The sequence below is a fragment of the Clostridium sp. TW13 genome, from assembly GCF_024345225.1.
Taxonomy (GTDB): Bacteria; Bacillota; Clostridia; order Clostridiales; family Clostridiaceae; genus Inconstantimicrobium; species Inconstantimicrobium mannanitabidum.
In genome coordinates this window covers 18,928-44,220 of the sequence record NZ_BROD01000001.1, presented here as the reverse complement: position 1 = coordinate 44,220, position 25,293 = coordinate 18,928, and the positions used below count along the sequence as shown (strand labels likewise).

Annotated in this window: 28 protein-coding genes, 7 tRNA genes, 1 pseudogene and 1 other annotated feature (1 of these 37 only partly in view); of the genes and pseudogenes, 10 read left to right on the top strand and 26 right to left on the bottom strand. The window is 29.2% G+C overall.

From position 1 onward, the window contains the following. Positions 1-72 precede the first annotated feature (72 nt). The 3 genes and pseudogenes from OCU47_RS00265 to trhA all read right to left on the bottom strand — a co-directional run bounded on the left by OCU47_RS00265 (position 73) and on the right by trhA (position 2,041). A complete protein-coding gene (locus OCU47_RS00265) occupies positions 73-639 on the bottom strand; it encodes a LytTR family DNA-binding domain-containing protein (protein ID WP_261826623.1) in 567 nt (188 codons plus the stop codon). Positions 640-1,067: 428 nt separating this feature from the next. Then, positions 1,068-1,328, bottom strand: a pseudogene (locus OCU47_RS00260) (sugar phosphate nucleotidyltransferase); the annotation flags it as partial. A gap of 65 nt (positions 1,329-1,393) precedes the next feature. Next, entirely contained in the window at positions 1,394-2,041 is a 648-nt protein-coding gene (gene trhA / locus OCU47_RS00255; RefSeq protein ID WP_261826622.1) for a PAQR family membrane homeostasis protein TrhA, read from the bottom strand. Between the two features lie 293 nt (positions 2,042-2,334). Between trhA and OCU47_RS00250 the strand changes: the two genes are divergently transcribed. Next, entirely contained in the window at positions 2,335-2,661 is a 327-nt protein-coding gene (locus OCU47_RS00250; RefSeq protein WP_261826621.1) for a hypothetical protein, read from the top strand. 56 nt (positions 2,662-2,717) lie between these two features. Here the strand turns inward: OCU47_RS00250 and OCU47_RS00245 are convergent, their stop codons facing one another. Then, a complete protein-coding gene (locus tag OCU47_RS00245) occupies positions 2,718-2,885 on the bottom strand; it encodes a hypothetical protein (RefSeq protein WP_261826620.1) in 168 nt (55 codons plus the stop codon). A 426-nt stretch (positions 2,886-3,311) separates the two neighbouring features. Between OCU47_RS00245 and OCU47_RS00240 the strand changes: the two genes are divergently transcribed. Next, complete coding sequence (locus tag OCU47_RS00240; RefSeq protein ID WP_261826619.1) at positions 3,312-4,052, top strand: hypothetical protein; 741 nt, start codon at positions 3,312-3,314, stop codon at positions 4,050-4,052. A gap of 270 nt (positions 4,053-4,322) precedes the next feature. Continuing rightward, entirely contained in the window at positions 4,323-4,730 is a 408-nt protein-coding gene (locus tag OCU47_RS00235) for a hypothetical protein (protein ID WP_261826618.1), read from the top strand. Positions 4,731-5,352: 622 nt separating this feature from the next. Here the strand turns inward: OCU47_RS00235 and OCU47_RS00230 are convergent. The 7 genes from OCU47_RS00230 to manA form a co-directional block, all read right to left on the bottom strand. Beyond that, positions 5,353-5,994, bottom strand: a complete 642-nt coding sequence (locus tag OCU47_RS00230; protein WP_261826617.1) for a hypothetical protein — start codon at positions 5,992-5,994, stop codon at positions 5,353-5,355. Positions 5,995-6,055: 61 nt separating this feature from the next. Further along, positions 6,056-6,697: a hypothetical protein gene (locus OCU47_RS00225; RefSeq protein ID WP_261826616.1), complete on the bottom strand. Its 642-nt coding sequence runs from the start codon at positions 6,695-6,697 to the stop codon at positions 6,056-6,058. Positions 6,698-6,758: 61 nt separating this feature from the next. After that, complete coding sequence (locus OCU47_RS00220) at positions 6,759-7,403, bottom strand: hypothetical protein (RefSeq protein WP_261826615.1); 645 nt, start codon at positions 7,401-7,403, stop codon at positions 6,759-6,761. A gap of 61 nt (positions 7,404-7,464) precedes the next feature. Further along, positions 7,465-8,112 carry a hypothetical protein gene (locus OCU47_RS00215; RefSeq protein ID WP_261826614.1) on the bottom strand — a complete coding sequence of 216 codons (648 nt, stop codon included), beginning with the start codon at positions 8,110-8,112 and terminating at the stop codon, positions 7,465-7,467. A 61-nt stretch (positions 8,113-8,173) separates the two neighbouring features. Next, entirely contained in the window at positions 8,174-8,821 is a 648-nt protein-coding gene (locus OCU47_RS00210) for a hypothetical protein (RefSeq protein WP_261826613.1), read from the bottom strand. Between the two features lie 61 nt (positions 8,822-8,882). Continuing rightward, the gene (locus tag OCU47_RS00205) at positions 8,883-9,530 is read right to left on the bottom strand and encodes a hypothetical protein (protein WP_261826612.1); all 648 of its coding nucleotides are present in this window, start codon (positions 9,528-9,530) and stop codon (positions 8,883-8,885) included. Positions 9,531-10,092: 562 nt separating this feature from the next. Beyond that, on the bottom strand, positions 10,093-11,028 hold the full coding sequence (gene manA / locus OCU47_RS00200; RefSeq protein WP_261826611.1) for a mannose-6-phosphate isomerase, class I: 936 nt from the start codon (positions 11,026-11,028) through the stop codon (positions 10,093-10,095). A gap of 138 nt (positions 11,029-11,166) precedes the next feature. On the opposite strand from manA, the gene hydE reads away from it, so the two are divergent. Then, positions 11,167-12,213 carry a [FeFe] hydrogenase H-cluster radical SAM maturase HydE gene (hydE, locus tag OCU47_RS00195; protein WP_261826610.1) on the top strand — a complete coding sequence of 349 codons (1,047 nt, stop codon included), beginning with the start codon at positions 11,167-11,169 and terminating at the stop codon, positions 12,211-12,213. An 89-nt stretch (positions 12,214-12,302) separates the two neighbouring features. Here hydE and OCU47_RS00190 read toward each other — a convergent pair whose 3' ends face one another. The 4 genes from OCU47_RS00190 to OCU47_RS00175 form a co-directional block, all read right to left on the bottom strand. Next, on the bottom strand, positions 12,303-12,431 hold the full coding sequence (locus tag OCU47_RS00190; RefSeq protein ID WP_261826609.1) for a hypothetical protein: 129 nt from the start codon (positions 12,429-12,431) through the stop codon (positions 12,303-12,305). Between the two features lie 103 nt (positions 12,432-12,534). After that, a complete protein-coding gene (locus OCU47_RS00185) occupies positions 12,535-13,371 on the bottom strand; it encodes a YjjW family glycine radical enzyme activase (RefSeq protein WP_261826608.1) in 837 nt (278 codons plus the stop codon). Positions 13,372-13,374: 3 nt separating this feature from the next. Then, positions 13,375-14,853, bottom strand: a complete 1,479-nt coding sequence (locus OCU47_RS00180) for a YjjI family glycine radical enzyme (RefSeq protein WP_261826607.1) — start codon at positions 14,851-14,853, stop codon at positions 13,375-13,377. Between the two features lie 335 nt (positions 14,854-15,188). Next, a complete protein-coding gene (locus tag OCU47_RS00175) occupies positions 15,189-15,905 on the bottom strand; it encodes a DUF3298 and DUF4163 domain-containing protein (protein WP_261826606.1) in 717 nt (238 codons plus the stop codon). Positions 15,906-16,299: 394 nt separating this feature from the next. On the opposite strand from OCU47_RS00175, the gene OCU47_RS00170 reads away from it, so the two are divergent. The 3 genes from OCU47_RS00170 (at position 16,300) to OCU47_RS00160 (ending at position 19,243) form a co-directional block, all read left to right on the top strand. Beyond that, complete coding sequence (locus tag OCU47_RS00170; RefSeq protein ID WP_261826605.1) at positions 16,300-17,232, top strand: alpha/beta hydrolase; 933 nt, start codon at positions 16,300-16,302, stop codon at positions 17,230-17,232. A 4-nt stretch (positions 17,233-17,236) separates the two neighbouring features. Next, the gene (locus OCU47_RS00165; protein ID WP_261826604.1) at positions 17,237-18,091 is read left to right on the top strand and encodes a polysaccharide deacetylase family protein; all 855 of its coding nucleotides are present in this window, start codon (positions 17,237-17,239) and stop codon (positions 18,089-18,091) included. A gap of 273 nt (positions 18,092-18,364) precedes the next feature. Then, positions 18,365-19,243, top strand: coding sequence for a polysaccharide deacetylase family protein (locus OCU47_RS00160; protein WP_261826603.1), 879 nt, complete (start codon positions 18,365-18,367; stop codon positions 19,241-19,243). A gap of 23 nt (positions 19,244-19,266) precedes the next feature. Here the strand turns inward: OCU47_RS00160 and rluF are convergent, their stop codons facing one another. The 3 genes from rluF to OCU47_RS00145 are packed head-to-tail and all read right to left on the bottom strand — an operon-like array spanning position 19,267 to position 21,667. Continuing rightward, entirely contained in the window at positions 19,267-20,034 is a 768-nt protein-coding gene (gene rluF, locus OCU47_RS00155; RefSeq protein WP_261826602.1) for a 23S rRNA pseudouridine(2604) synthase RluF, read from the bottom strand. Further along, positions 20,034-21,062, bottom strand: coding sequence for an anti-sigma-I factor RsgI family protein (locus OCU47_RS00150; RefSeq protein WP_261826601.1), 1,029 nt, complete (start codon positions 21,060-21,062; stop codon positions 20,034-20,036). Before OCU47_RS00150 ends, rluF begins: the two co-directional genes overlap by 1 nt. Positions 21,063-21,073: 11 nt before the next feature. Next, positions 21,074-21,667, bottom strand: coding sequence for a class D sortase (locus OCU47_RS00145; RefSeq protein WP_261826600.1), 594 nt, complete (start codon positions 21,665-21,667; stop codon positions 21,074-21,076). Between the two features lie 236 nt (positions 21,668-21,903). On the opposite strand from OCU47_RS00145, the gene OCU47_RS00140 reads away from it, so the two are divergent. Beyond that, positions 21,904-22,074: a hypothetical protein gene (locus OCU47_RS00140; RefSeq protein WP_261826599.1), complete on the top strand. Its 171-nt coding sequence runs from the start codon at positions 21,904-21,906 to the stop codon at positions 22,072-22,074. A 107-nt stretch (positions 22,075-22,181) separates the two neighbouring features. Further along, complete coding sequence (ispF, locus tag OCU47_RS00135; RefSeq protein ID WP_261826598.1) at positions 22,182-22,658, top strand: 2-C-methyl-D-erythritol 2,4-cyclodiphosphate synthase; 477 nt, start codon at positions 22,182-22,184, stop codon at positions 22,656-22,658. Between the two features lie 41 nt (positions 22,659-22,699). Here the strand turns inward: ispF and OCU47_RS00130 are convergent. The 8 genes from OCU47_RS00130 to OCU47_RS00095 all read right to left on the bottom strand — a co-directional run bounded on the left by OCU47_RS00130 (position 22,700) and on the right by OCU47_RS00095 (position 24,668). Continuing rightward, a tRNA-Lys gene (locus tag OCU47_RS00130) sits at positions 22,700-22,775 on the bottom strand. A 6-nt stretch (positions 22,776-22,781) separates the two neighbouring features. Continuing rightward, positions 22,782-22,855 (bottom strand) — tRNA-Gly (locus tag OCU47_RS00125). A gap of 136 nt (positions 22,856-22,991) precedes the next feature. Next, positions 22,992-23,066, bottom strand: a tRNA-Gln gene (locus OCU47_RS00120). Between the two features lie 57 nt (positions 23,067-23,123). Next, positions 23,124-23,198 (bottom strand) — tRNA-Gln (locus tag OCU47_RS00115). Positions 23,199-23,203: 5 nt separating this feature from the next. Further along, positions 23,204-23,280, bottom strand: a tRNA-Arg gene (locus OCU47_RS00110). 248 nt (positions 23,281-23,528) lie between these two features. Then, entirely contained in the window at positions 23,529-24,203 is a 675-nt protein-coding gene (locus OCU47_RS00105; protein ID WP_261826597.1) for a coiled-coil domain-containing protein, read from the bottom strand. Positions 24,204-24,503: 300 nt separating this feature from the next. Further along, positions 24,504-24,578 (bottom strand) — tRNA-Gly (locus OCU47_RS00100). A gap of 5 nt (positions 24,579-24,583) precedes the next feature. Continuing rightward, positions 24,584-24,668, bottom strand: a tRNA-Leu gene (locus tag OCU47_RS00095). A gap of 154 nt (positions 24,669-24,822) precedes the next feature. Between OCU47_RS00095 and OCU47_RS00090 the strand changes: the two genes are divergently transcribed. Further along, complete coding sequence (locus tag OCU47_RS00090; RefSeq protein ID WP_261826596.1) at positions 24,823-25,086, top strand: hypothetical protein; 264 nt, start codon at positions 24,823-24,825, stop codon at positions 25,084-25,086. A gap of 61 nt (positions 25,087-25,147) precedes the next feature. Then, positions 25,148-25,293: a binding site (T-box leader), on the top strand; it runs 64 nt beyond the window's last position.

The following is a 25,293-nucleotide window of genomic DNA, read 5'->3' as shown; positions in this document are numbered from 1 at the left end:
GAATATATTTCTTTAAGGATAAAATGCCAAAAACGGTGTGCGTACTTCAAAAATATGAGGTTGAAATACATATTACCAACCTATTGCGTATTTTAAATGTTTTACAAATTTCCTTCCTACAGGCACAATGTTTTTATGCGCCTTGAACTTTAACGCTAATGTAGAATTAAAGTAAGGAACTATCTCTATCACTTTTTCTATATTTACTAAGTATCCCTTTTGACATCTAAAGAAATTCTCTTTTGAAAGCCTTTTTTCCCAAAAGTTAAGAGATTGATCTACATAATACGTAGACTCATCATCTATCACTATTTTTATGTTTTTCCCATCACAATAAAAATACAATATCCTATCTATATTTAATAAAAATCTTTTGTTCTCTCTTGAAGCAACTATTTTTTTAGGAAATACTTGAACTGCTGTATCTGTCATATTCAGATATTTAGAAAGGTCTTGCTTTTCTTTACTCTTTTCAGTTTCATCATCCCAAAAGATAAGAATGGCATTTCTCCAATTTGTTATAGCAGGTAAGGATATCGAATTATCTATGTTATTAATAAACTCAAACTCCTCATTTTCAGGAATTCTACCCAACTGTTTCAGTGATTCGTCTCTACATAAGGTCAGTATTTTTATCATAATTGATTCCTCCTATAATTTAATTAACTCATTACTATAATTATTAATGCTATTTTTTTAAATTTATTCAGTTTTTTCATATTGATAAAATTACACATTATAGACTTGCACAAGTTCTATCACTTTATCTATCTTTCACGTATCACCTTGACTCTTCTTTAAAATATTAGAAGCATCTTTTGATTTCAATAATCCGCTTTCCTCTTAACATAAAAAAATATGCTCACTTTGTGATAAACAGTTTTATTATTTTAACTGTCTATCACAAAGCGAGCATATCAAGTTTTACACTCACAATATAATACATGTTTATTGGCATGTTGGTAAGAGTTATTTATACTGTATTAATACTAATACACTTTACATCATTGTTATAATATTTAAGAGCCACACTTTCATTACCTACAAAGGACCAATATCATCTACAAAGCAGTCTCTTTATTCTCAGGTTCAGTAAATATATTTTCTTCTTTTATATCATTTAATTCCTCTTTTACCTTTTGTCTATAGGTTTCATTGGTAACTACATATACATTATCCTTATCTACAATTGGAGCCACCCTTTCCACAGTATTTACTAGGAAACTCTTGTCATTGACTACCTTTAAGAATTGTTTAGGATTATTAGATCTTGATAAAGGATATAATCTTGATCCTTTACCTCCAGCCAAAACTAGTGCATAAAGCAAGGTTACTCACTCCAGCAAATTATTTATATATTAATATATGATAAGTACCAAATTGTGTGCCTACTCTAAATATATAATAAACTCATAACTGCTACAAAATGTAATGCACTTCCTGCAAGTACAAATAGATGCCAAACTCCATGATTATAGTTTAAATCATCACGAGAAAATACATAAGTACCTGCTGTATAAGCAACTCCCCCTAAAACAAGAGTAGTTAACCCCCACCAAGTCATTTGTCTATATAAGGGTAATATAGCTATAATTATTATCCATCCCATAGCTATATATAGTGCTACAGATAACTTCTCATATTTTCCTGTCTTAAAAGACTTTATTATTATACCTACTACAGCACAAGCCCAAACGATTCCAAATATTGTCCAACCTATCGCACCTCTTAATATAGTTAAACAAAAAGGAGTATACGTTCCTGCAATAAGAATAAAAATAGACATATGATCAAATTTTCTAAAAACACGCTTTGCTTTCTTATTAGTAATGCTATGATACAAGGTGGATTCTAAATAAAGAATAAATTGTGTTACACCGTATATAATAAAACTAACAACGTGCCAAGCTGTTCCTCTCATAGTTGAAGCTATTATTAAAATTACTAAAGCAGCTATTGCAAGGGCCGTACCAACACCATGAGTAATTGCATTAGCTATTTCTTCACCTTTGGTATAAAAATTATCATTTTTTTCATCCATAACACTACATCCTCCATTCCATATTTTTGATATTCTTATAATATGATAACTCAAAATCATTAAAATATGAAATATTTTTCTTGAAATATTTTTCTTTTACTCTTAATATGTTATTATGTCATATGTATGATTACATTGTTATAAACAATTTAGACATCTTCAAAAAAATAAATAAATTTATGTGCTAGTCTATTTTCAGATGTCTTATATAAAGTTTATAACTTGCAGTAATGGTATATAAACTATGATATAGTTTAAAATATTATTATCTAACGCAGAAGGGGTGCTAATATATGAAATCTTTTCAATCTTTAATAGATGAAACATTAGAAGCAGAGGACTTAGAAGAATTAGAATCAGCTGCTGACCTATTCCAATTTGGTGTTGAAAAAGGATATTATAATAAAAGACAGGCAGATAAATTTAACGTAACTTATTGGAAAAAGAAAAACAAATTTTTAGCTTATGATATTTCTCCAGAATTTAAAATGAGCAAAATAGACTTAATAACTATAGTTTCTAATGCTCCTATGGAGATTAAGGACAATAGAGAAGAACTAATGAACTATGTAAGAGGACGTTTAAAAGCCCTTAAAGGAAAAATACATGGTATAAAATAAAAAATAGTACTGTCTTATTAGCTGTAAAAACTTTGCTAATAGGCAGTACTTATTTTTTATATAACACTATGGAAGTTTATATGTTCTATTCCATATAGATAATTGTCTCTCGTAATGTCACCCTCACTATATGTAGTAAAATATGCATCTGCAAGATACATCTTATACGCATTAGAACCTTTAACTATTATACCATTCTTTACTGCTTCCTCTGCAGCATACAAATATGAATCTAACTTCTATTTATATCACCCAGAGAAGTCATCATTAGACATTCTATAATTATAATATTTTAAAGCATCATTATAGTATTGATTTAAAAAGTTAATATAGGCATCTTGTTTCTTCACTATTATTGTTCTATGATAGTTTAGTTCTACTCAGTCATTACCTAACTAACTTTGCCAGCAAATTATGAAGATAATAAAATATCTCTATTTCTTGATATCATGATATCAAGAAACGCTAAAAGACTAGGTTTATTAAAAATAAGACTGTCTTATTAATTATTTTTTATATGATAAAATTTATACGCTTTTATAAAGTACCTTGCAATTATTAAAACGAGAAAATATGGTATAATATACACAAATATGAATCAATGCGATTTATTTTACAAAAACAGTTTTATTAAAAGGGGATTAATGAATATGGGAAAAATACTTTTCATTTTTAAAAAAGCACCTTTTCCAGCAATAATAACAATACTTTCTTTTGTAGCATTTATAGGTGTATATTGGCTAATGACTGCAAAATCAATTGAACCACATTATTTTAAAGGGTTAATATTTGCCATCCCATTTATTTGCTTTGGGATAATAACATTTTTTACTACAATAGGAAAATTGAATTTTGGTGTTTCATCTACAATAACCATTTGTTTAATTTTTATTTTAGGGATTGGCTCTTTATTTATGTTTATTTATATTGCTATCATTGAATCAACAGATTTAATTACTGATACAAGTAAATATGAAAGAGTTTTAAAAGTCACTGGCTATCCCAATAAAGAATTAATAAAATACTTTCCTAATAAAATTCCTAGAAATGCAAAAAATGTTGTGTTTAAGTATTCCCCTGCATTCTTACAAGGTGGTGAAGATTTTAACTTAAAATTTGAAACTGATTCACCTTCAATTAATAATTATAGCAATGAATTTTCAAAGAAAGCCAAATGGATAGGAAAATGGAGCAACAGCCAAACTGAAAATAACGGAATAATTCTAGGCACATTTGGTATGGTAGGTTATGATGTTCTCCCTGAAGATTTTACAATATATTTATTTGACAGCAAACCATATCACTCAAATGATTGGAATCATGGTCATTTAAGTACTGCTGCTATTAGCAAACAAAGAAATATGATAATATTCATTTCAGAAGATTGGTAATTTACACCTAATCATTAGCAGTACTCTCTGATTTATAAAATAAAAATAAGTACTGTCTTGTTAGCTGTAAAAATATCTAATAGACAGTACTTATTTTTTTATATTTCTTCTGTAAACAAATTTTGCTGCTTCATCATGTCCGTTCAATAAAATTTCTTAATTAACACTAGAATGATTAATAATACTATAAGTTAACTTCTATATTCTTTGAAAAAGAACTTTTATATGGTAAATTAGTAATTAATACAATAAATCATTGGGGGGAGAAGTATGAAAATAATAATTGATAATTTATTAAGAAAAATATGTAAAGTATGGTCTGTAATAGTTTGCATTATAGTAGGTATATTAAATCTGTTTTTGTTTGCAGCTGGTGTTCCAGTTTTTGATATTACCAATAATAGAACTAGCATATTGTTAATAATATATATATTCATAATTATATTATTAAATAATAAAAGAAAAATCGCCATAAAATATTTAATCCAATTGACTTTTAGTTTATTATTAGCACTCTATGGGATATTGTACCTAAGACAAATTATTAATGATCCATCTGTTAAGTTTAATGCTGATACAGCACATATGTATCTATATATAATTGGAGGAAGTATAATTCCAAGTATTCTATTATTATTATCAACAGCATGTTCCTTCTTTTTGAATAAAAAGAAATAAATAACGAATATTCAATTTATAAATTGAATATTCGTTATTTAGTGAAAAAAGATGGCTGTATAATGGTATTATAGCCATCTTTTAAGTTAATTAATATTTTTACAGATCGTTAAAAATATAACTGGCTAATGCTTCTGAAGCTACCATAGGAATTTTAGAATCATTTTGGTCTGAAGTAGCATCAAATTGTTTATTAGCAACCTTGTGTCTTAATGCAACGCCTTCAACATGTTTGAATCCACTAGTACCTGTAATTAAAGTGAAAAACTTATTTTTTAAATCAGATTGTGAAGCAGATGAGATAGACCTTATCTTTTTAAACTAACTATTTTATAAATACCTAAAGCACCTAATACTAATGCTATAACTAAATATACCACAATATTAGTTGTGATAAGAAAAGTGGAACTAACACTAAACTAAATAAGTTAAAGAGACAATGAGCCACTATATTACCATATAAAGAATCTGTATATATTTATTAGAGCTAAGATTATACCAAAAACAAAGGTATAAATATTTTTAATGGTCTCCTTCTTCTATTTATACTAACGCCATTAACATACTGTCTTTTTGATTTAATGCAATTGCTTCTGATATTTCTATATTCATATGTCCTCCTTCACTCTGCTGGATAATCTATTATCTTCGTCTCCGCTGTACTTCTCTCTTGCAAGGTTTTTAAAATTTCTTCATTTCCTTCAAAATATAAATACAATCTTATTCTTGTTCCTGGTTTATTAACATTTTTATTTCTTGTATACTTTCCATTTCTATAATCCGGATACCATAGTTCCTTCCTTCTCCCATAAATATCAACTTGTTGATTATATGTGTTATATATAATTTCCGTTATATCTTCATATCGCATTTCTAATTGCTCAAAGCTATATACATCACTCCTGTCACTTGGGTGATATATATATTTTAAGTCTTCATCTGTAATAACTAAGGTATCATTTTGCCTATCACGACTTTCACCCACACAACTTCCTTCCAGAATCTTTCTGTATCCTATATATGGAATTAGTGCAAAAATTCCCATTCCTACTGCCATCATAACATTCATTGAGAAAAGATTCTCACCATCATATTGTAGCTTTGAATTTTTACTAAAGTAAAAGTAAAATATTATTGTAGCTATTGGACCAATCATAGCTAATATTGTCCTTACCCATTTTCTCTTAAGCCACTTAGGATGCTTCTTATATTGTGCTCTTTCACATATTTTCTTTAACTTTGGATTTGGATAATATTGCTTCATATTTAAATCTCTCTTCTTTCCACACTAAAAACTTAAAGTCTCTATACTTATTCTTAACTATTTACTCTGTCGGATAATCTATTATCTTCGTCTCCGCTGTACTTCTCTCTTGCAAGGTTTTTAAAATTTCTTCATTTTCCTCAAAATATAAATATAGTCGTATCGTTTCATTTGGATCATCTACATCTGCAATCCTTGCTATTTCTCCTGTAGTAAAGTCTTTATAATATATCTCTTTTTGCTTTCCATAAATATCTACCCTGTTGTTATACGTGTTATATATAATCTTGGTAATATCTTTAAATCTGATTTGGAATTCAGTAAATAACACTATATTACTCTTATAACTTGGGTGATATATATATTTTAGCTCCTCATCTGTAATAACTAAGGTATCATTGTCTCTATCACGACTATCGGTAACGCAGCTTCCTTCCAGAGCCTTTCTGTATCCTATATATGGAATTAGTGCAAAAATCCCCATTCCTACTGCCATCATAACATTCATTGAGAAAAGATCCTCACCATCATATTGTAGCTTTGAATTTTTACTAAAGTAAAAGTAAAATATTATTGTAGCTATTGGACCAATCATTGCTAATATTCTTCTTACCCATTTTCTCTTAGACCACTTAGGATGCTTCTTATATTGTGTTCTTTCCAATATTCTCTTTAACTTTGGATTTGGATAATATTGCTTCATATTTAAATCTCTCTTCTTTCTACACTAGAAACTTAAAGCCTCTATACTTATTCATAACTATTTACTCTGCTGGATAATCTATTATCTTCGTCTCCGCTGTACTTCTCTCTTGTAAGATTTTTAAAATTTCTTCATTTTCCTCAAAATATAAATATAGTCGTATCGTTTCATTTGCATCATCTATATCTGCAACCCTTGCTATTTCTCCTGTAGTAAAATCTCTATAGTATATCTCCTTTTGTTTTCCGTAAATATCCACTCTGTTATTATACGTGTTATATATAATCTTGGTAATATCTTCAAATTTAATTTGAAATTCGGTAAATAACACCCTATTACTCTTATAACTTGGGTGATATATATATTTTATCTCCTCATCTGTGATAACTAAGGTATCATTTTCTCTATCGCGACTATCAGTCACGCAGCTTCCCTCCAGCACCTTCCAATAGACCATGTATGGTATTAATGCCAAAATACCCATTCCAAATCCCGTAATGACATCCATAGTATTCACATAGTCTTCATCTAACTCTATTAAAGGTTTCTGCTTACTTATATTTAGATAAAACATCACTCCTACTATTGGCCCAATTATAAACAATATTCTTCTTACCCATTTTCTCTTAGGCCACTTAGGATGCTTCTTATATTGTGTTCTTTCACATATTTTCTTTAACTTTGGATTTGGATAATATTGTTTCATATTTAAATTTCTCTTCTTTCCACACTAGAAACTTAAAGTCTCTATACTTATTCTTAACTATTTACTCTGTCGGATAATCTATTATCTTCGTCTCCGCTGTACTTCTCTCTTGCAAGGTTTTTAAAATTTCTTCATTTTCCTCAAAATATAAATATAGTCGTATCGTTTCATTTGGATCATCTACATCTGCAATCCTTGCTATTTCTCCTGTAGTAAAGTCTTTATAATATATCTCTTTTTGCTTTCCATAAATATCCACCCGTTCATTATACGTATTATATACAATCTTTGTAATATCCTCAAACCTGATTTCAAATTCAGTAAATAGCCTTATATCACTATCATAGCTTGGGTGATATATATATCTTAAATCTTCATCTGAAATAACTAAGGTATCATTTTCTCTATCACGACTATCAGTCGCACAACTTCTCTCTAAAAACTTACGATATCCTATATATGGTATTGAAAAAAATATTGCCATACATACTGGTATAGAGATATTTGTTACTTTAATAAACAATTCATCCTGTACGTATATCGGTTTAGGAGTATTTATATTATAAAAATATATGATTATCCCACTTATAGGTACAATCATTGCTAATATTCTTCTTACCCATTTTCTCTTAGACCACTTAGGATGCTTCTTATATTGTGTTCTTTCCAATATTCTCTTTAACTTTGGATTTGGATAATATTGCTTCATATTTAAATCTCTCTTCTTTCTACACTAGAAACTTAAAGCCTCTATACTTATTCATAACTATTTACTCTGTTGGATAATCTATTATTTTCATCTCTGCTGTACTTCTCTCTTGCAGTGTTTTTAAAATTTCTTCATTTCCTTCAAAATATAAATACAATCTTATTCTTGTTCCTGGTTTATTAACATTTTTATTTCTTGTATACTTTCCATTTCTATAATCCGGATACCATAGTTCCTTCCTTCTCCCATAAATATCAACGCGTTGATTATATGTGCTATATATAATTTCCGTTATATCTTCATATCGCATTTCTAATTGTTCAAAAATATATACATCACTTCTATCACTTGGGTGATATATATATTTTAAATCCTCATCTGTAATAACTAAGATATCATTTTGCCTATCACGACTTTCACTCACGCAGCTTCCCTCTAAAATCTTACGGTATGCTACATATGGTATTGAAAAAAATATTGCCATACATAGTGGTATAGAAATATTTGTTACTTTAATAAACAATTCATCTTGTATGTATGCAGGTTTAGGGGTATTTATATTATAAAAATATATGATTATCCCACTTATAGGTACAATCATAGCTAACATTCTTCTTACCCATTTTCTCTTAAGCCACTTAGGATGCTTCTTATATTGTGTTCTTTCCAATATTCTCTTTAACTTTGGATTTGGATAATATTGTTTCATATTTAAATTTCTCTTCTTTCCACACTAGAAACTTAAAGTCTCTATACTTATTCATAACTATTTACTCTGTTGGATAATCTATTATTTTCATCTCTGCTGTACTTCTCTCTTGCAATGTTTTTAAAATTTCTTCATTTTCCTCAAAATATAAATATAGTCGTATCGTTTCATTTGGATCATCTATATCTGCAACCCTTGCTATTTCTCCTGTAGTAAAATCTCTATAGTATATCTCCTTTTGTTTGCCATAAACATCCACTCTGTTGTTATACGTATTATATATAATCTTAGTAATATCTTCGAATCTGATTTGAAATTCAGTAAATAACACCATATTACTCTTATAACTTGGGTGATATATATATTTTAACTCCTCATCTGTAATAACTAAGGTATCATTGTCTCTATCACGACTATCAGTCACGCAGCTTCCCTCTAAAATCTTACGGTATGCTATATATGGTATTGAAAAAAATATTGCCATACATAGTGGTATAGAAATATTTGTTACTTTAATAAACAATTCATCCTGTACGTATATCGGTTTAGGAGTATTTATATTATAAAAATATATTATTATCCCACTTATAGGTACAATCATTGCTAATATTCTTCTTACCCATTTTCTCTTAGCCCACTTAGGATGCTTCTTATATTGTGTTCTTTCCAATATTCTCTTTAGCTTTGGATCTGGATAATATTGCTGCATATTCAAACTCCCCCTTTTATCAGACTATTCTTTTAATTTAATGAAAACTTATACCATTTTACTTTGGAATCTTCAATACCCTTCAATACCCTTCAATATTCTTCAATATTTTCTCTATATTTTCTTTTATTTTGCTAATATTAGGGGTAACTGATTTACTTATATTAACTTAAAATAAATAGCTGTTGCATACAATACCCTCTTCTTACCATATTACCAAATTTCACTCATATGATAAAGTACTTTCCGCATTTTATGTATATAATACCATTATTATGTATTATCCTGTAAATTAGTCCATGCTTGCTTTTAATTCTTTTTTTCGTATATTCCTCATAGTTCAAATGCCTCCATTTATATATGAATACATCGAAAAATTAATAACTTCAGCCTTTAACAAATGAAATCCTTAACAATTATCCGAATAAAAATAGAGCTATTGCACTAATTATTTCATGCAATAGCTCCATTTTTATTTCTTCTATATTCTTTTAGGAATCTGAAAATAAATAACAAGCCCAAATAGACTAGCAGATGGACTTATTTATTTTTTGAAGATGCCTTATATAGTAGCCATTAATATTTCAACTTTTCCAGTAAACATTAATTGCTTATAGCCACTTGGTATAATAAAGTTGTCACCTTTCTTTATAACTTCATCACCAATTTTTCCGTTTCCCTCTACTACAGTACATAATATAAATGGCGCCTTTTCGTTAATTTCAGCTTTTCCATCAATACTGTATCTAAAGGAAGTAAAGTATTTGCTTTCAACAAAAGTAGTCTTCTTATAACCTTCTCCTGCTTCTTCTTTAGGTACAACAGGTGTATTTTCTTGTGGAACCTCGATTACCTCAATTGATCTATCAATGTGAAGCTCTCTCTTGTTTCCATTATCATCTACTCTATCATAGTCATACAATCTATAAGTTGTATCAGATGATTGTTGTATTTCATATATTAATGTATTTTCACAGATAGCGTGAACTGTTCCTGATGGAATGAAGAAATAATCACCTTTCTGTATGTTTCTATAATTAAGGAACTTATCCCATTCTCCATTATTAATTCTATTAACTAACTCTTCCTTAGTTTTTGCTGTGTGCCCAATTTCTAATACAGTGTCTTCATTGCAATCAAGCACATACCATGCTTCTGTCTTGCCAAATTCTTGATTTTCAACCGTTCTTGCAAATTCATCATTTGGATGCACTTGAATTGAAAGATTATCAGATGCATCTAAAATCTTTGCTAGTAGTGGAAATTCCTTATCTTGAATGTTTCCAAACAGTTCTCTATGTTCTCTATATAATGAAGATAAAGTTTCTCCTTTAAATTCATCATTTAATATGTTACAATCTCCTTCTTTATGAGCTGAGATTGCCCAGCATTCCCCTGTCTTATCTGATGGTATATCATATCCATATATCTCTTTTAATTTTTTACCACCCCATATTTTTTCTTTAAATACAGGTTGTAATCTAATTATGTTTTGCATTCACTTTCCTCCAATCATCTATAGATAATTTCTTTATTTATCTGTATAATAATTTTATCATACTTACTATAATATTTTTACTAATCATAAAAAATGTATAATAATCTAAAATATTGTCTTATATTTATAGGAGGCCAGATGAAAAATTTAATTATAAAAGCAAAAGAAACTCATTCATTAACCAAAGAAGAAATTATAGCCTTACTTCAAGATGAAAGTATAAATGAAGATTTGCTTAAGGCTGCTGATGAGGTTCGTGAAAAATATATAGGTAATGCCGTTCATTTAAGAGGACTTATAGAATTCACTAATATTTGCAAAAGAAATTGTCTTTATTGCGGCTTAAGAAGGGATAATGACAATCTAAAACGTTATAGATTATCTGAAGAGGAAATCATTGATTTTGCCACAAAAGCTGTTGAGTATGGCTATAGAAGTATTGTTCTTCAAGGTGGTGAAGATGATTATTTTACTGTTGAAAGACTTACTAGCATAATAAAAAAGATTAAGGCTCTTGATGTAGCACTTATACTAAGTATTGGCGAAAGAAGCTATGAGGAATACAAGGCATTAAAAGAAGCTGGAGCAGATAGATATTTAATAAGAATAGAAACTACTGATACAGCTTTATATGAAGAGCTTGATCCTGGCATGAGTCATGAAAATAGAAAACAATGCTTAAGAAATTTAAAAGAAATAGGATATGAAGTTGGAAGTGGTTCTCTTGTTGGTCTTCCTGGACAAACTGTTGAATCTCTTGCTGATGACATACTATTCTTCAAAGAAATTGATGCGGATATGGTTGGTATTGGCCCATTTATTCCAAATGAGGATACCCCTCTTAAGGATGCTAGTGTAGAAGGACACTTTACCCTTGCCTTAAAGGTAATGGCAATAACAAGATTACTTATGCCTACTCTTAACATTCCAGCTACAACTGCTATGGAAAGTTTAAATAAAAATGGTAGAGTTATGGCCTTACAAAGTGGTGCAAATGTTGTTATGCCTAATGTTACAGAAGGTGAATATAGAAAATTATATGCACTTTATCCAGGAAAGATATGTATAAGTGATACTCCTGCTCATTGCAGAGGTTGTATTTCCGGAAAAATTCAAGGCATTGGCAGAACCATTTCCACAACTACTGGTTCCCATAAAGATCAAATGTCTATGCATAAGGAATAATATTTTGCAAATAATAAGAACTAGGAGAAGGTTACCCTCTACCTAGTTCTTATTATTTACTATAAACTATTATTGTGCATCTTCACACATTATCTTCTATTAACTCTTACTCTCTTAACTCTTAATGAATTAAGAACTCTGAATTTTCTGTAAAACCATACTGTTACAGCTACGACTTCTAATACGAATCCGCCTATTAATAAACTATGTGTTAACATATAACATCAACTCCTAAGTATAATTTACTTTTAAGCTATATTGTTATTATATCACTTTCAACTTTAATCTCAATGGTTATATTGTTACTAAAGTTTTAACATTCTACACTATCACCACATTTTCACATCCATTAGAAATACAGATATCCTTCAATGCTTCCATATACTCTACTGATGGAGACGGACAATTTTTAATATCTTCTCTTACTCCTAATGGACGAAATTTTATAAGTTTATATCTAACCTTTGGATTTAATTCAGCTATTTTTTTGCTTACCTTTTGTATTGTCTCTTCATTATCTAATATGTCTGGAACAACTACTGTTCTGACCTCATACATCTTATCCTCTTTTAAAAGATAGTCTAGATTGTCCAAAACATTTTTATTGTCTGCTCCAATATACTTTTTGTGTTCTTCACTGTCCCAAGCCTTAACATCTAACATAACTTTGTCTGTTAAACTAAGTAATTCTTGCATTTCACTGAATAAATTAGATCCATTAGAATCAATAAAGCAAGTTAGACCTTTCTTCTTTGCTTCCCTGAAAAGTTCAATCAAAAATTCTTCTTGAAGAGTACATTCTCCTCCAGAGGTTGTAATCCCCGAAATAAATGGTTCATACTTTTCTATTTCCGCAATTACCTGCTGTACATTCATTTTTTGAGTCTTTGGTGTACTCAGCTTTTTACAAGTCTTAACACAGGTATCACAATTCACACAAATCTCTTTGTTCCAAATTACATTACCTTCTGATAAGGTCAATGCCTTAACTGGGCATGCTTCCACACATTGTCCACAACCCACACAACTCTTTATGGTTTCTGGATTGTGGCAATATATACAATTAAAGTTGCATCCTTGAAGAAATATAGCAGTTCTATTACCGGGCCCATCTACAGAACTAAATGGAATAATCTTATTTACTATAGCTTCTTTCATAGACTATCTTACTTTTCTCTCTAATACTTTAGATGCTTTACATGTTCTTAAACCTAGAACTACTGTATCTTGAGTAACTGCTTCACCCCTGTCTAACTTCTCCATATCACTTCTTTTTACAAGATATCCAGTGATTCTTATAACATCACTATCTGATGAATAAAGTGAGAAATATCTAACACCTTGCTTAAAGGCTCCATTAATGATATCAAGGATGTATTCAGGATTATTTGTAGAATTCTTTTCAAATGGGAATATGTCTCCAATTCCTGATACGAAATACTTATGGAATAATCCACAATGTCTTAATTGTTTCCACAATTCTGGTTCTTCACCTAATGGAATTCTACATCCTGGACTTGTTCCATTATCACTTTCTATACCTACTTGAGCATGTAAAAGGAACTGCTCATTTGTACAGTACTTATTTTTGTGCTCTTTAACCATCTTATCCATAATCTCTATGATTTCAACACCTAGGTTATCAGCCTTATCTGAATGTCCAAATCTATCTTCTTGCTTTGTAGCATTTAATAAACCATTAACACATTCAGCTAAACCAAACATTCCAAACATACCTGTGAATTTATCTCTGTGAATAAATCCTTCCTTAACCAAGAAAGAAGTTTCAAAGAATCCGCTTTCTTCAACCAAGTATCTTATTCTTTCGTCCATATAACCCAACATCTCTTTTATGGCATGTGGTAATTGAACATTTTTAAAATCTTCTACTGAACTAGCTTTTGCTGCAAGTTTAGCTAAATTCATTCTTACAAGGGTAAAGCTACCTCCCCCTATGCTTAGGCCGTTATAGCAGCTTGCTATAGCATACTCTCCTTTAAAATCAGCTCTGAACATCTCATCATTTGCAAAACTAGGCTTTGCTGTAACTAATGCTGTCTTAACTGATTCTATTGCAAATTCTCTTTCAGTTTCTTTGCTATACTTTAATGTTATATTTGGTATAGCAGTTTCAAGCTCTCTTTCTGCTCTTAATATTATTCTTCCCGCCTTAGAATCTCTTGGTCCTATATCGGCATGGCAGAATGAATCAGTAATTGTTCTATCAATATGCTTTAAGAATAGTTTAATTGCCTTATATGCCTCTTCTTCATCCTCTATATATGGATCAAGTAAGTAATCAATGTTTCCAAGATATACAGGCATAGTTGTTATTGATGGAACGTGTTTGTAAAGTATCAATAAATTATTCACTGCATCCCAAATGTCTGTTGCTGGCTCTAAGCCTAAGAATTCACATCCGTCTTTCATGAATTTTTCATAATCAGGAATAATGTATCTTGGTCTGTAAGGTGCATGACCTTCAAACAAATCACATATTATTCCTTCATCTCTTAGTTTTTGAGCTTCAGCACTAATGTTCAATACATTTAGAGAATCTTCTGCTGCATGAGCTAAAGAAACTAATCTTTGCTCGTAAGTTAAAGTTGGGTCCTTAATAATTTTTTCTACTTCGTTCATTTATACATTCACTCCATAATCATATTTTAACTACTCGAATAAATGTAGTTCTTTAACATGTAAATGGATTAAGGCATCTGAAAATACATAGGTTTATATACTAGTTTATTTTCGAATACCTAGACATGCTGTTAACCTTATTTTATACTAAATTTTTTCTTTCGTAAATATCGTCTTTCCACTAAATATGTATATATTTATATTGATACATATATATTTTTTTATTATTAAATATTTATATTTTTATGCCCAAATTATAAACATCTCTATAAAACTTATTTTTCTAATCTCTCTCTAAAATTAATAAGGAAAGTCAATAAATGACTTTCCTTACACTAAAAATTATATATTAAACCATCTTTAATCAATGAAAATGGTATTAAAAATTCTCTATATCCTGAGGAATATGGTGCAATTTCATATAATCCAAAATGAATCACTATACCATCTTTAGTTATGTAGTAGCTTTGATTATCTTTTATTCCTTTAAATTGTTTTCCTGCATCAAAATATATATCCTTCTCCTTGAGTATATCCGTTCTAATTTTAGTGTTTATTACTCTTTTAAAATCATAATTTTTCTTAAATAGTTCATTTAACTTTATATACTTCTGCTTTTTTATATCAAAGTTATACATAGACTTTGAGCTTATACCATGAGCCCCTCCTGTATATTGATATTTATCTAAAAAAGTGCTTATAAAATCATTGTTATTATATGTAATTTTATATGTACCAAATAACTCAAATTCTCTTATTGGAAAATTATTTTTCTTTGCTTGTTCAATATATTGTTTATCTAACTCCATCATATCTCTTTTCCACGTATCTATTTCTTGCTTTATTCTATTGTTTAAATCTTCAAGCTTTTTATCCTTACCACCAAATTGCGGATATTTTATGTTTATCTTGATATTCTCACCAACACTGTTCTCACTCATTTCAATCTCAGGTACTGAATTTTCAATAGCATAACAGCTTTGAACCATTCTATTTTGAAAAATAATCATTATAATCAAAACAAATATGGAAAATCTCGTAATTTTTTTCATAACTTAAACCTCCAAATTATTTTTTAATATACCTTATCCACAGTTATTATTATCCTAAGCTAAATTTTTTATTATATATGCCACTATTACTTTTCTACATCTATTTTTTAGCCATTTGCTTAAAACGTTGAATAAATAAATATCATTTTACTATACTAGAATATATTACTTAAGCATCTTAAAATAAATAGCAAGTCTAAATATGCTAGTGAACTTCATAATTTTGGATTTTTTTCTTTATTAACATACTATTCAACAAGTTATCCACAGGCACCTGTGGATTATGTTGATAACATCCAATTTTTGTATTTAATTTTATTTAAACTTTATTAACTGTTATTATTACCCGTTTTTTGTTATTATTATATTGATTCTATTTTTAGGGGGATTGTACATGCTTTTTTATATTATTTTCATTGTTTTTATAATATTTATGTTGAGTTTATATTTTACAAGCAATTATCTTTTAAGCTTAGTTACTAGTCGTAAACTACATAATGAAGAAGAATCTCTAAAAAAATTAGCCAATAAGAAAATACTTAATATGAATTTACTAAAATCTTTAGATAAAGAAGATATATTTATTACATCTAAGGATTCTTTGAATCTTCATGGTGTATTAGTAAAAAATTCGCAAAAAACAGATAAATTTATTATACTTATTCATGGAGTTTCTATCGGTTATGTAGGTTCATTAAAATATATTGAGTCTTTTTATAATAGGGGATTTAACATTCTCATTATAAGTCAAAGGCGTCATGGTAAAAGTGAAGGAAAATATTCTACTTATGGTTATTACGAAAAATATGATTTAGATTGTTGGGTAGAATATTTAATAAATAGATTTGGAAAACAAATTTATCTTGGAATGCACGGTGAGTCAATGGGAGCTGGTACTGTTCTTCAATACCCTGCTTTAAATAAATATGTCAAGTTTATAATTGCTGACTGTGGATATAGTGATATGATTACATTGATAAAATTTGAGATCAAGCATGACTTTCCAAAATATCTTCATGCTTTTCTACTTTTAGTGCTGAAGTTATCAAGAATAAGAGCTCTTTATAAAGCTAAATTTGATTTTTCTAAAGTATCACCAATTAAAGTTGTTGAAAAAACAGAACTTCCAATCTTATTTATTCATGGAAAAGAAGATTATTTCGTTCCTTGGCACATGAGTGTAGATATGTATGAAAAAAAGCTTCACGGATATAGACAATTACTTCTAGTAGATAAGGCTGAACATGCTAATTCTATAGAAGTTAACAAAAAGCTCTATGAAGAAGCTATAGATACTTTCTTTAAAGAAATTCAATGTAAGGAGTAAACAAATGAATTTTAAAAAACAAAATATTATTCTAGTTCTTCTTTGTATTATGTTATTCTGTACTACCAGTTATGTTGTTTTCTTAGGGAAAAATAACCTATTAGCTGAAATAGCAAAAAAGGCAGAACAAATACAAAATAAGCAAAACAAAACTGCATCTCAACAGAAGGAATCACCTGCTAATGAGGATGATTTAACGACTGATGATATTGGCATTCCTGTTCTTGTTTATACTGCTATTAACTCAAATAACGTTACCCCTGAAAACTTTAAAGCTCAAATGAATTATATAAAGGATAATGGTTACACAACTATAACTTTGGATGATTTGTACCAATATCTTAGCGCATCAAAAAAAATACCTAAAAAGTCTATTGTAATAACTATAGATAATGGATACTCAAGCATATATAGATATGCTTATCCAATATTAAAAGAATTAAATTTCAAAGCTACAGTATTTGTTTCTTCTGATTCCATTAATTCTAAAGACTATCTAAAAAACAATGAACTTAAGGACATGGTCAATAACTCTATTGACATTGAAAGTAATTCTGCAAAAGATCAAATTCTTTCTAGCTTAAGCGTTAGTACACAAAACACAAGTTTAGCAAATTCAAAAAAGAGCATTCAAGATATTACTGGAAAAGAAGTAAAATATCTAGCCTATCCTCAAGGTAAGTGTTCAGAATCAACAAAAAAGGCAGCTAAAGATTCTGGATATCTAATGGCTTTTAATCTGGCAAATAAACTTGCTGATAAAAAAGATAATCTCTTAAATTTGGATAGATTATTCATAACAAAGGCTGACACATTAGAATCCTTTATGCAAAAGGTAACTAAAAGTCCTAAAAATTAATGTATTTAATCAGTATTCTTCTGGACATATCACTCAATAAGCAATTTAACTTAATATGACTTTTTTCAAAAATCTCTTTTCAAATTAGATTCTTATTAGAAATTTAATTTAAAAAGAGATTTTCTTATTTCAAGGATTCATATGAAATTTTTTTAGAAATTATGGCAATAATATATTTCTAGAAACATATATTTCAATTATTATGCTTCATTTTCTAGAACAAGCAAGTAATTTGTCTATATAAAATCTACTTGATATTGGAGTTGATAATTAATGAATAAGAAAAAAGTCATTCTCAATCTGGCAGCTACTATAATTTTAATCGCTGCTTTCAGTATTTTTATATTATTAAAAACCAAATATATACATAATCCTATTTCTAATGGATCTATTACTTCAAATATTAAAACTGCTGATGCAAAGGTAAAAAATAACGTTAAAGAGCAGGTACTAAATTTCAATGAAATCCCACTAACTAGAGGAGATATCAATATTCCAGTGCTTTGTTATCATGATGTGAACCCAAAACAAAGTAATGCTCTTTTATTAGATCCAGAAAAATTTAAAGCTCAAATGCAGTATTTAAAAGACAATAATTATATTCCCATTACTCTAGAAGAACTTTATGGTTTCTTAAAAGAAAATAAAGAAATTCCAACAAAATCAGTAGTTATTACTTTTGATGATGGATATAAAGGAAACTATACCTATGCCTATCCTATTTTAAAAGATTTTAACTTTAAAGCTACCATATTTATGATATCTGATTTTGCCGACAATGATTTATACTTAAGCAAAAAAGAATTAAAGGAATTATCAGATAACGGAATAGAAATTCAAAGCCACACTGACATACATCGCGATTTATCTAAATTGAGTAAAGAAGCACAAATTTCAACTATGAAAACTTCTAAGAAGAACCTAGAAGCTATTATTAATAAATCTGTAGATTATATTGCTTATCCTTTTGGTAATAGCAACCCTTCTACTAGAGAAGCAGCCAAAGAAGCTGGTTATAAACTAGGCTTTAACCTTAACGGGAAAATGGCAGATAAATCTGATAATAGCTATAATATAGATCGACTATATATTAGCAATGATTATTCTCTGCAACAATTTATAAATAAACTAACTAAAAGCCCTAAAAATTAAACCATATAAATAGAGGAAGCATACTAAATTTTTGATGCTTCCTCTGTCTTTTTAGATGATTTTATAAGTTTATCAAGTTCTCTAAGCTCATTCTCCGTTATATTTCTCCACTTACCTATAGGTAAATTACCTAGCTTTATATTCATTATTCTAACTCTCTCAAGTTTTACTACCTTATACCCAAAGAATTCACACATACGTCTAATTTGTCTGTTTAAGCCTTGAGTAAGAATTATTCTAAACACTTTCTTACCTTCTTTTTTGACTGTACACTGCTTAGTAACACAGCCTAAAATGGGCACACCATTTGCCATTCCATCAATAAAACTATCTGTTATAGGCTTATCTACTGTTACAACATATTCCTTATCATGGTTATTTCCTGCTCTCAAAATTTTATTTACTATATCACCATCATTAGTCAAAAAAATTAATCCTTGTGAATCTTTATCTAACCTTCCTATTGGAAAAATTCTTTTTTCGTGATTTACGAAGTCAACTATATTTCCTTTAATCTTATGTTCTGTTGTGCAAGTAATTCCTACTGGCTTATTTAATGCTATATAGACTAGTTTCTCTTCTTGTGATATAAGCTTGCCCTGAACTTCTACCCTATCACCTTTTTTAACTTTAACTCCCATAATAGCAACTTCGCCATTTACTTTTACCTTGCCTTGTTCTATTAACTTATCTGCTTCTCTCCTAGAAGTGTATCCAGATTCACTAATAAATTTATTTAACCTTACCTCATCTTTTCTTTCTTCATGAGTTATTATAGAATTGTCATGCATTAATTACTATCCTTTCCTTTTTTATCACTCTTAAACTCTACTTCAGTTCCAGCATTATTTACATTGACTTGTATGTTTTTATCATTAAGTGTTTCCTTCATTAATATAAAGTCTTTCTCCTCTAGGGGTTTCCCACTTACTACTATAAGTAACTTGTTAGGACTTTGTGGTACCATTTCTTCTTTTATTATATCCAATGCTAGAATATTTAATAAGGAATCCACAGGTTGAGATTCATAATCAATATCTGCAATTAATCTCTTGCCCCTCTTAGTTTCAGATGTTAAATTTATAACCTTTGAAAATCTGTTTATATCTATTTTAATATCTGATGTACAGCTAACAACTACTGTAGTAGTTACAGAACTACTTATAGCTATCCAAGCTATTATTGCAATTGTAAGAATGCCAGCTGCAGGAATAATAAACTTACTATAAAATTTAAATCCTTTTGCTTTGATACCTGTAACCTCATATCCAATATTAGAATCAGGTAACTTTAATTTTTGAACTTTTCCATTTGCGGTCAGTATTATTGTATATCTATTATTTTTTGCTAAAACAAGCCCTGTTGCCATCTTCTTCTCATCCTTAATTAAAGCTATCTCAGTATCTTCAACACTCTCAATAGCAGATATTTGAAGATAGTCTTTAATAATTTTGTAATCCGGTCTTGATAGCATTACAACGTAAAATTTAATATAGTCACTCCACTTTTCCAAAAAACTTTTAGATTCAAAAGTTTCTTTTACTATTCCTCTATACGGCAAATCTCTTTTTCTAAAAAAAGCCTCCATCAATTCTTCATTTTCTACTATAAAATAGGCTATATTAAATATAACATTTCTTACATCATCTGATGGGATATTACTGCATAGATCTGCTAAATGAACTTTATACAGTCTAAGTTCCTTATAAAAGAAAGATATAGCTTCCTTTTTCTTTTTTACATCAATCTCATTTTCTACAACTCTTATACTTCTTCTTTGACTAAACTTATATTTACTTCTATTAAATATCTCGCTCATCTTTTCTTCCCCTATTTCTTTAATATACCTTTAATAACCAACCTCTGCTTTGCACCAATTGTACATGTTACTAAAGTAATTGTTTTTTCTTTTGTTGAATCTAAGATTTCTACTTTATCTGGGTTTACTATAAAACTATCGTTAACTATATACGTGAATTGTGCTTCTTTAGTTTGTACTATAATTTCATCACCTTTATTGAGCTTGTCCAAATCTTTAAAATACTCCGCATAGGTAAAATTTCTGTGTCCTGCCACAGCAAAGTTACCATTTTCACCTGGCATAGCAGTCTTTTTAAAATGCCCCAATGCATACCTAAGTACTTCATCTCCCGTTCCTTCTGCCACAGCTACCTCTACATTTATTTTAGGTATCTTCATTAAGGCAATAGGAGTAATATTGCTAACAATGCTATTGTCTTCTTTCTTGCTGTTATTTTCTGCTGGCTTATCTGGCTCCTTTTGTTTCAATATCTGCTGAAACTTATCCTTTAGCTGCTGCTGACCTTTATATGTAGTATATTTCCTATAGCCCACTACACCGATAACTGTAATGCCAATTAGTATAAATAAAATTCCTAGATAACGTAATAATTTTTGTTTCATAATTCTACCATACCCCTATAAAAATTTTCTTACTAATTATATTTTACAACATAGTCATTTTTATGTGAACTAAAAAAATATACACAACTATAAATCTTCTTATACATCTGCCTTTTTAATGCATATGAGAACATTTGCTTCAAGGGCAAAAAAATTTTCAGAATATTATAAATATTATTAGTCAAATACTAGGTTTCATGATATAATAATAATATAAATCATTAAGAGGTGTTTTTATGAAAAGTAAAGTTATATATGTTAATTTTAATTCTAAAAACAAGGTTACTAAAAATCCTATTTCAAGGAACTTATTTAGATTGATCATAAATAAGGTAAAAAGATTTTTCAACCGTAATTCATCTAAATCAAATATAATTGAATTCTATAACAAAAATAACATCGTTTAATATTGCTTTCAACTTTTTGTTAACGTTAACATCGCCTTTTGTAAATGTGTTCAATTATTAATTTATATGTTACAATATGTAAAGATTAATAATAACGAGGTGATTTAATGAGAATTGGATTAGGATATGATGTGCATAGATTAGTCAATGATAGACCTTTAATTCTTGGTGGCGTTAAAATTCCATATGAAAAAGGACTGCTTGGACATTCTGATGCAGATGTTTTACTTCATGCTATAATGGATGCACTATTAGGTGCATTAGCTTTAGGAGACTTAGGAAAGCATTTTCCTGATACAGATAACAACTTTAAAGATATTTCTAGTGAGCTTCTTTTACAAAAAGTCTATGATTTAATTTTAAATAAAGGCTATAAGGTTTCTAACTTAGATTCAATAATTATTGCTCAAAAACCTAAAATGGCTCCTTATATAGATTCTATGCGAGAGAATATTGCTAAACTACTTAATATTTCAGTGGATGATGTTAGCGTAAAAGCTACTACAGAAGAAGGGTTAGGCTTCACTGGAAGCGGTGAAGGAATATCTTCACAATGTGTATGTCTTTTAGAAAAAATAAAATAGAAATGAAATAGCCTGTAAGAAATTCTTACAGGCTATTATTTTGGTGCACCATCAGGGACTCGAACCCAAGACACCCTGATTAAGAGTCAGGTGCTCTACCAACTGAGCTAATGGTGCATAATTTGGAGCGGGTGATGAGAATCGAACTCACGTAACTAGCTTGGAAGGCTAGGGCTCTACCATTGAGCTACACCCGCTTAACACAAGTATTATTATAGTAACTCTTGTCCATTTTGTCAAGCATTTTATATTTTGGATACAACTTCTTTACTTACTCTACTCTTTTAATAAGATAAAAAAATCAATCCGCATGACCAAATACATATTAAAATTTGGCTGGGATAGTAGGATTCGAACCTACGAGTGCTGGAGTCAGAGTCCAGTGCCTTACCGCTTGGCGATATCCCATCATTTTTAATATAATTTTATTATGGAAAATAGATACAGAATCAATTCTGTATCTACTGGCTGGGATAGCAGGATTTGAACCTACGAATGATGGAGTCAAAGTCCATTGCCTTACCGCTTGGCGATATCCCAATATATGGTGCGTCTTAAGAGATTCGAACTCCTGGCCCACGCCTTAGAAGGGCGTTGCTCTATCCAGCTGAGCTAAAGACGCTTATTTGTTACGAACTTAATTATACTTACCTTAATATCACTTGTCAATATTTTTTTCTCTATTTTGACATCTTAAGCCATAGCTTCTACTGAAAATATACAATTAATTTATATAAATACTCTGCTTTCTCAAACTAAGTTCTTATTCCACTTTAAAAGCTATCTGGGAATTTATTTCTATTATGATTTCTAAAAAATAAAAATTCTTAGAATTAAACTTGTCCATTTAATTCTAAGAACTAATATTTATTATAATATGTCAACTAAATTTACTGCTAAAATCTTCTTTAACTTTTCTCCCTTGCTTAGATCCGTTCCAGCATTTTTACAAATATCTCTTAATTCACTCTCAGTAACCCCTATTTTATCCACTAAAGTTTCCTCACTACCTGTAACACTATTGCTATAGGTTATAAAATCAAATAGTTCATCACTATTAAACAATACTTTTAAATATAAAAATCTCTCACTATTTCCTCTCCAAGATTTATTAAAATCTCTTGCAAAGCGATTTAACTCCTTAGCCAAATTTACACTGCCAAGCTGCCAACAGTTCTGCAACCTTTGTACTTGTCTCTTCATTTCAATTATTTCATCCCTAAATTTATCACTATCTTTCATTGCAACTTGAATAACGTCCTCTACAGTTTTTACTGAGCCATCAGTTATTTTTCCACCTTTTCCTTCTATCCATCTCTCATAAGCCATTGGCAAAAAACAATATTGGATATAACCTAGTAACATTTTTAAATTCGGTATTGGTGCCCATACGCTTTCTATACCTGTTTTTCTATTAAAAACTATTGAATGAAAATATACTGTTTTGTTGGTGATAGGTTCTCCTAAAAAGATTCTTCCTTTGTAAGTTCTATTCTTTTCTATTACTTTTTGCCAGTAATTGAATGAATTGTACTTTGCTATCATTACCTTACACCTCAATTCCATAATATTTAGTATATTGAAATTAAATTTGTACGTTACAGAAAAGACTATTAAAAAATTTATTAGTTCCACTAGTATTGAGTTATTAAATACTAATTTCAATAATATATATCTTACTATAATTATATATTAATAACGTTTACATTGCAACAAGAATAATGAAATTAAAGGCTTAATAACCATTTTTTTGCACAATAATCTTTTTGTTTGCAATATGCATATTTTTATTGTATAAAATCTCAAAAAAATAAAAAAAGTAGTGCTAATCAACACTACTTTCTTTGGAGCGAAAGACGGGACTCGAACCCGCAACTTTCACCTTGGCAAGGTGACACTCTACCATTGAGTCACTTCCGCATAATTGGTGCAGGTGAAGGGAGTCGAACCCCCACGTCGTAAAACGCTAGATCCTAAGTCTAGTGCGTCTGCCAATTCCGCCACACCTGCATTACATTATTCATTATATCATTGTTTTCTACAAAATCAAGAAAAATTTTGATTATTATTTTGTAATTTTTTTAACATTACTTGAATATTACTTTGTATAAGGAAGTATTTTTTACCTATACTTATTTAATAACGAGGGGGTCTATTACTTATAATGTTAAACTTGGATGATCTATTATTGAAAGAAGCCAAAAAAGCAATAAAATCTTTAAATAAGGAATATTGCCAAATATCAACCATTAAGATTATTGAAAAAATGACTGGAACTAGGTACTCTCCTCAACATAGTACTAACAACATTGGTTTATCTGGCTTTTTAAGCATTCATCAAAAAGAACTTGGAATTGAGTATCTTAACACTGAATTCGTTACCATAGATGAAATTCCAATTTCTACAACTGTTTGGAGAGTAATATAATTTTTTTGGATGTAATTTAATAGTTGACATATTTAAACATGATAACTATAATGAGACTTATATTAAAACAATGACGAGGACAGTAGATTATCTAATCATTTTCAGAGAGAAATACATTGGTGTGAGTATTTTAAATGATTTTTAATTGAAGACCACCTCTGAGTGACTCTAATAAAGTCCGTGAAATCACGTTACGATTTATTAAGT

Excerpts from the sequence above, each read along its gene's own strand:
- OCU47_RS00265 (WP_261826623.1), bottom strand. The coding sequence starts at position 639 with ATGATAAAAATACTGACCTTATGTAGAGACGAATCACTGAAACAGTTG.
- trhA (WP_261826622.1), bottom strand. The coding sequence starts at position 2,041 with ATGGATGAAAAAAATGATAATTTTTATACCAAAGGTGAAGAAATAGCT.
- OCU47_RS00250 (WP_261826621.1), top strand. The coding sequence starts at position 2,335 with ATGAAATCTTTTCAATCTTTAATAGATGAAACATTAGAAGCAGAGGAC.
- OCU47_RS00240 (WP_261826619.1), top strand. The coding sequence starts at position 3,312 with ATGGGAAAAATACTTTTCATTTTTAAAAAAGCACCTTTTCCAGCAATA.
- OCU47_RS00235 (WP_261826618.1), top strand. The coding sequence starts at position 4,323 with ATGAAAATAATAATTGATAATTTATTAAGAAAAATATGTAAAGTATGG.
- OCU47_RS00230 (WP_261826617.1), bottom strand. The coding sequence starts at position 5,994 with ATGAAGCAATATTATCCAAATCCAAAGTTAAAGAAAATATGTGAAAGA.
- OCU47_RS00225 (WP_261826616.1), bottom strand. The coding sequence starts at position 6,697 with ATGAAGCAATATTATCCAAATCCAAAGTTAAAGAGAATATTGGAAAGA.
- OCU47_RS00220 (WP_261826615.1), bottom strand. The coding sequence starts at position 7,403 with ATGAAACAATATTATCCAAATCCAAAGTTAAAGAAAATATGTGAAAGA.
- OCU47_RS00215 (WP_261826614.1), bottom strand. The coding sequence starts at position 8,112 with ATGAAGCAATATTATCCAAATCCAAAGTTAAAGAGAATATTGGAAAGA.
- OCU47_RS00210 (WP_261826613.1), bottom strand. The coding sequence starts at position 8,821 with ATGAAACAATATTATCCAAATCCAAAGTTAAAGAGAATATTGGAAAGA.
- OCU47_RS00205 (WP_261826612.1), bottom strand. The coding sequence starts at position 9,530 with ATGCAGCAATATTATCCAGATCCAAAGCTAAAGAGAATATTGGAAAGA.
- manA (WP_261826611.1), bottom strand. The coding sequence starts at position 11,028 with ATGCAAAACATAATTAGATTACAACCTGTATTTAAAGAAAAAATATGG.
- hydE (WP_261826610.1), top strand. The coding sequence starts at position 11,167 with ATGAAAAATTTAATTATAAAAGCAAAAGAAACTCATTCATTAACCAAA.
- OCU47_RS00190 (WP_261826609.1), bottom strand. The coding sequence starts at position 12,431 with ATGTTAACACATAGTTTATTAATAGGCGGATTCGTATTAGAAGTCGTA.
- OCU47_RS00185 (WP_261826608.1), bottom strand. The coding sequence starts at position 13,371 with ATGAAAGAAGCTATAGTAAATAAGATTATTCCATTTAGTTCTGTAGAT.
- OCU47_RS00180 (WP_261826607.1), bottom strand. The coding sequence starts at position 14,853 with ATGAACGAAGTAGAAAAAATTATTAAGGACCCAACTTTAACTTACGAG.
- OCU47_RS00175 (WP_261826606.1), bottom strand. The coding sequence starts at position 15,905 with ATGAAAAAAATTACGAGATTTTCCATATTTGTTTTGATTATAATGATT.
- OCU47_RS00170 (WP_261826605.1), top strand. The coding sequence starts at position 16,300 with ATGCTTTTTTATATTATTTTCATTGTTTTTATAATATTTATGTTGAGT.
- OCU47_RS00165 (WP_261826604.1), top strand. The coding sequence starts at position 17,237 with ATGAATTTTAAAAAACAAAATATTATTCTAGTTCTTCTTTGTATTATG.
- OCU47_RS00160 (WP_261826603.1), top strand. The coding sequence starts at position 18,365 with ATGAATAAGAAAAAAGTCATTCTCAATCTGGCAGCTACTATAATTTTA.
- rluF (WP_261826602.1), bottom strand. The coding sequence starts at position 20,034 with ATGCATGACAATTCTATAATAACTCATGAAGAAAGAAAAGATGAGGTA.
- OCU47_RS00150 (WP_261826601.1), bottom strand. The coding sequence starts at position 21,062 with ATGAGCGAGATATTTAATAGAAGTAAATATAAGTTTAGTCAAAGAAGA.
- OCU47_RS00145 (WP_261826600.1), bottom strand. The coding sequence starts at position 21,667 with ATGAAACAAAAATTATTACGTTATCTAGGAATTTTATTTATACTAATT.
- OCU47_RS00140 (WP_261826599.1), top strand. The coding sequence starts at position 21,904 with ATGAAAAGTAAAGTTATATATGTTAATTTTAATTCTAAAAACAAGGTT.
- ispF (WP_261826598.1), top strand. The coding sequence starts at position 22,182 with ATGAGAATTGGATTAGGATATGATGTGCATAGATTAGTCAATGATAGA.
- OCU47_RS00105 (WP_261826597.1), bottom strand. The coding sequence starts at position 24,203 with ATGATAGCAAAGTACAATTCATTCAATTACTGGCAAAAAGTAATAGAA.
- OCU47_RS00090 (WP_261826596.1), top strand. The coding sequence starts at position 24,823 with ATGTTAAACTTGGATGATCTATTATTGAAAGAAGCCAAAAAAGCAATA.